This is a genomic window from Fusibacter sp., from assembly GCF_057447755.1.
In genome coordinates, this window is the sequence record NZ_JBVBZF010000272.1 from 1 (window position 1) to 4,737 (window position 4,737).

Annotated in this window: 5 protein-coding genes and 5 tRNA genes; all 10 read right to left on the bottom strand. The window is 40.8% G+C overall.

Going from position 1 to position 4,737, the window contains the following annotated elements:
* Positions 1-183: 183 nt before the first annotated feature.
* Positions 184-1,308, bottom strand: a complete 1,125-nt coding sequence (locus AC220I_RS18235; RefSeq protein WP_486725298.1) for an ABC transporter substrate-binding protein — start codon at positions 1,306-1,308, stop codon at positions 184-186.
* Positions 1,309-1,522: 214 nt separating this feature from the next.
* Positions 1,523-1,598: transfer RNA gene (locus AC220I_RS18240), tRNA-Lys, on the bottom strand.
* A gap of 4 nt (positions 1,599-1,602) precedes the next feature.
* Positions 1,603-1,677: transfer RNA gene (locus AC220I_RS18245), tRNA-Gln, on the bottom strand.
* A gap of 6 nt (positions 1,678-1,683) precedes the next feature.
* Positions 1,684-1,759, bottom strand: a tRNA-His gene (locus AC220I_RS18250).
* 38 nt (positions 1,760-1,797) lie between these two features.
* Positions 1,798-1,874, bottom strand: a tRNA-Arg gene (locus AC220I_RS18255).
* A gap of 5 nt (positions 1,875-1,879) precedes the next feature.
* Positions 1,880-1,956 (bottom strand) — tRNA-Pro (locus AC220I_RS18260).
* 157 nt (positions 1,957-2,113) lie between these two features.
* Entirely contained in the window at positions 2,114-2,590 is a 477-nt protein-coding gene (locus AC220I_RS18265; RefSeq protein WP_486725299.1) for a metallophosphoesterase family protein, read from the bottom strand.
* A gap of 8 nt (positions 2,591-2,598) precedes the next feature.
* The gene (locus AC220I_RS18270) at positions 2,599-3,201 is read right to left on the bottom strand and encodes an XTP/dITP diphosphatase (protein WP_486725300.1); all 603 of its coding nucleotides are present in this window, start codon (positions 3,199-3,201) and stop codon (positions 2,599-2,601) included.
* 19 nt (positions 3,202-3,220) lie between these two features.
* Positions 3,221-3,934, bottom strand: coding sequence for a ribonuclease PH (gene rph / locus AC220I_RS18275; RefSeq protein WP_486725301.1), 714 nt, complete (start codon positions 3,932-3,934; stop codon positions 3,221-3,223).
* Positions 3,935-3,945: 11 nt separating this feature from the next.
* The coding region (locus AC220I_RS18280) for an N-acetylmuramoyl-L-alanine amidase family protein (RefSeq protein ID WP_486725302.1) at positions 3,946-4,737 on the bottom strand (792 nt) is incomplete at its 5' end.

A 4,737-nucleotide genomic window follows, 5' to 3' on the forward strand; every position in this document is an offset into this window, starting at 1 on the left:
GAGTGCGTGTAAATCACATCTTACGCAAGTCTCCGAATGGTTAAGAGACATGCAGGCCTCTCAAAGCGCTAACATTTCACCTATTGGCATATTAAATCAATTAAAGTAATCTCAAAAAAATATAAATAACCCCCTAAGTTTTGCATCGTGAATCGACTGCATACTTAGGGGGTTTCGTCATCTTTACTCAATTGCTTTCAATTGTCCATCTATGATTCTAAAAGTATGATAGGCTCTACTGACATCACCATAGGCATCAATAGCATATGGTCCTTGCAAACCTTCATATCTTGATATCTCTAAGAGTTTGTCTTTTATGACTGATGGATCTTCACTCTTCGTTTCAGTCATCGCTTGAATTAATGCCTTCATGGCATCATAGCTGTATACTGCTGAGAAATCTGGACTTTCGCCATAGCGATCCACATAAGTCTTGTAGAAGTGTTTATAGGCTTCCGTATCGCCCTTGGCAGCATTCCAATTTACGACAACCATGCCTTCAACAGCTTCTGAACCTAGTTTTATAAGCTCTGAGGTATCAGACCACATTGAACTGTATAATTGCATCTCTGGGTTCAAGGCTTTTATTTTCTCTGCTAAAGTGACACTTGTCTTTGCATTTGCCACGATTAAGACTGCTTGAGGATTGAGCTCTCTCACTCTTGAAAGTGCCACTTCAAGTGTTTCCACCTTTTGAGGATCAATTGCCAAAAGCCTTGCCGTGCCGCCTAGCTTGGACTCAATCTCATCTTTGAAATCCTGTGCAAGTTTATCTGCAAAGCCAACGTTAGTCATGTCATAGACCACAGCAAACGATTTATGATCAAGTTTTACAGCTGAATCTGATAACGCCACCGCTTCATCAAGTGCAGACCCTATAAATCTAATGTAATGATCATCTTTCCCTTCAAGTGTGTCTACACTCGCTGTAGGGCCAATCACAAGCATGTCTTGGCTATTTATATATTCAATCGTCCTTGTGACCATACCGCTTGTAAAGGGGCCAATAACGATTTTTACACCCTCTGAAATAAGTTCTTCATCCCTCTTCATGGCTTTATCAGGGTCATCTTCAGTCTCTTTAATGATTAATTCTAAAGGCCTACCATCAATACCCCCAGATTGGTTAATCTCATCAATTGCAATATCCAATCCGTTGATACCTGAACTTGAAAGTTTAGAATTTTCACCGCTTAAGGTTGCAACAACACCAATCTTAATGGGTTCACTTTTCTGACAACCAGTGCCAAAAACCATTACCACTATTAAAAATAATATGAATTGCTTTCCAAAAAAAGAATTTTTCATTTTGACCGCCCCTTATAAATCTCACTGATTTGTCTATTCAATACTGTTTTCATTAAGCCACTTTTATTTTATAGCGTTACCCAATAATAGCGTCATCCGATAACAATGCTACCAAGATAATGTTACCCATTTTTATACGAGATGAAGCTATTGTTTTACATTCTGTTTAAATAGCAAAAACCAGCTGATTGTAATCAATCAACTGGCTTTTGAATGGTGATCCATCCGCGACTCGAACGCGGGACACCCTGATTAAAAGTCAGGTGCTCTACCGACTGAGCTAATGGACCATGTTGGCTGGGGATACAGGATTTGAACCTGTGCATAACGGAGTCAAAGTCCGGTGCCTTACCGCTTGGCGAATCCCCAATAAAATGGGGCGACTGATGGGGTTCGAACCCACGCATGCAGGAGCCACAATCCTGTGTCTTAACCACTTGACTACAGTCGCCATATTAAATTAAGCTGCTTCACCTTTGAAAAAAAAAGTGGCGCGTCCGTAGGGACTCGAACCCCAAACCCCCGCCTTAGAAGGGCGGTGCTCTATCCAGTTGAGCTACGAACGCATCAATGGTCGGGGTGGCAGGATTTGAACCCGCGACCCTTTGGTCCCAAACCAAATGCGCTACCAAACTGCGCTACACCCCGTCGGTCACTGACGAATTTTATTATACATGACTCTATATAAAACGTCAACACCTTTTGAAAAGATTTTTAATGTTGTACTAATCTGAAAATTACAATTATTTTACACGCATTAATATCACTGTATTCCTTGTTTTTACTAAGGCTCAAGAAATAGTATTTAAAGCCAAATATGTTGACAGACAATCTGATTTTCCCGAATAATAACCATCCCCATAGAACCATGAATATTGCCACGTGGGCTAGTTGGACTTCCTGGATTAAAAAAAACAATCCCCTCTTCTTCTACATTTAATGCGGTATGGGTATGACCAAAGCAGACCAAATCGGCTTCCTCAGATTTGGCTTTTAAATATAGGGTCGTTAAACTCCCCTTTACATTATACCGATGTCCATGTGTCAAAAGAATTTTTTTCCCTTCTAGCTCGAGGATTTGATCTTCCGGCTCATGAGAATGCAAATCACAATTTCCTTTGACAATCACAACTTCTTTGGTCAATATTTTCTTTAAAGCCCTGGCATCCTTTGCATAATCACCTAAAAACCAGAATGCATCCACCTCGTGGTCAAGGTGGATGAGCTTATCCTTTATTTGAGACAAATGTCCATGCGTATCACTAAAAACACAAATTTTCATGAATGCACCTAATTCTGACGTTTACTTAGTATTTCTTTGAGTTGAACCAATGCATTTGCCCGATGACTTAATTTATTTTTTTCATCTGAAGTACACTCTGCAAAAGTTTTACCGATTTTTGGAACGTAGAACAAGGGGTCATAACCAAAACCACCGTCGCCTTTTAATTCTGTCCCTATTATACCCTCAACTTCTCCTCTAGCGACAATTTTTTCACCATTTTCGAAAAGCATTGTTATAACAGTGACAAATCTTGCGGTACGATCCTCCTCTGGTACACCTATAAGCGCTTCTAAGAGCTTTTTATTGTTGTCTGAATAACTGACATGATCTCCGGCATATCGCGCTGAGTAGACTCCTGGCGCCCCATTAAGATAATCCACTTCAAGTCCCGAATCATCTGCAATCGTAATGACTTTTTTTAGATCGAGCACAGTTTTCGCCTTGATATAAGAATTCTCTTCAAAGGTCTCTCCATCTTCAATAATCTCCAAATCTCCTAAGCCAACATCGCTTAATGTCAAAAGTTCATAATCGAACTCCTTTAATATCTCCTGAATTTCCTCTAGCTTGTGCTTATTGCTCGAGGCAAGAATTGCTTTATGCTTCATATGCATTACTCCTGTTCATCTATATTTGTTCTAAGGCTTCCTTTTGAAGGGCAGTAAGTGTTTTAATCCCCTTTTCACCCATCTCTAAAAGTTCTAACATTTGGGCTTTAGTAAAGGGCTTCTCCTCGCCAGTTCCCTGAATTTCTATGAGTTCACCTTCACCAGTCATCACGAGATTCATATCCACATGGGCCTTTGAGTCTTCTTCATAGCATAGGTCCAAAATAATTTCAGACTCATAAATGCCCACGCTCACAGCAGCGACACTGGTCCTAATGGGATTTGTCTTGAGGACGCCACTTGCCAGCAAGGTGTTTACAGCGTCACAAAGCGCTACATAGGCACCCGTAATGGAAGCCGTTCTAGTCCCACCATCTGCTTGTATCACATCGCAGTCAATCCAAATAGTACGTTCTCCAAGCAATTTCAGATCTACAATTGATCTCAAGGATCTCCCGATCAAGCGCTGAATTTCTTGACTTCTTCCATCAATTCCCTTTGTATTTCTCGATTTACGACTCCCTGTAGAGCCTGGTAGCATGCCGTACTCTGCCGTCACCCAGCCCTGGTCTGACCCCTTTAGAAAAGGGGGTACCTTTTCTTCGATGGTTGCCGTACATATCACCTTGGTATTCCCCATTTCCACAAGGACTGCGCCTTGTGGATGCATGATGAAATTACGCGTAAATTTAACCTCTCTCAGTTGATCATTTGTTCTTGAATCTATTCTCAATTTAGTGCCTCCTATTTTACAAATTGTTTAATACCTTCTACGATTGCCTTAGTTGCCTTTTCAAGGTAAGCCGTCGTCATCATCTTATCCTGTTCTTCTGGATTGCTGATAAAGCCAAGTTCACATAAAACTGAAGGCATCTTGGTTTCTCTCAACACGACTAAATTAGGGCGTTTTACAATCCCCCTGTCTTTTGCCTTTAAGGCACTGACCATTTGCTTTTGAATCAAACTTGCAAGGCCCTTTCCGCTGGTCATGCTATCGGATGCATAGAGTACCTCTACTCCAGATGCAACAGAATTGGTTGTGGCATTGATATGAATACTCACAAAGAGGTCTGCATTTAAATCATTGGCGATGTCCGCTCGATCATAAAGACCGATATATTCGTCTGTTGAACGCGTCATATAAACCTTGAATCCAAGAGCTTTTAACTCATTTTCAAGTAAAAGGGTTGCCTTAAGCGCTAAATCCTTTTCCTTGGCCTTAGTACCTGTCGCCCCGGAGTCATGTCCACCATGACCTGCATCCAGTACTATGAGCATGTCCTTGTAAATCGAATTTTGAATGGTCAAGTTGGAGAATGAAAGCACAATTTGATCATCAGAAGTCAATTGCTGATAAGTGGTATTCGCAGACAATGTGATGTCCATTTGATAACGATTAGACAATTCCTTCATATCCACTGACTCTATCAACTGGTCTCTAACAGGATATTCAAAGGCTGATAGATCCGTTAAATCTTTTGGAATTTCCACTCTTAAGACTCTAGTATCCTTGTTATAAGCAATATCATAGTCACC

Excerpts from the sequence above, each read along its gene's own strand:
- AC220I_RS18235 (WP_486725298.1), bottom strand. The coding sequence starts at position 1,308 with ATGAAAAATTCTTTTTTTGGAAAGCAATTCATATTATTTTTAATAGTG.
- AC220I_RS18270 (WP_486725300.1), bottom strand. The coding sequence starts at position 3,201 with ATGAAGCATAAAGCAATTCTTGCCTCGAGCAATAAGCACAAGCTAGAG.
- AC220I_RS18265 (WP_486725299.1), bottom strand. The coding sequence starts at position 2,590 with ATGAAAATTTGTGTTTTTAGTGATACGCATGGACATTTGTCTCAAATA.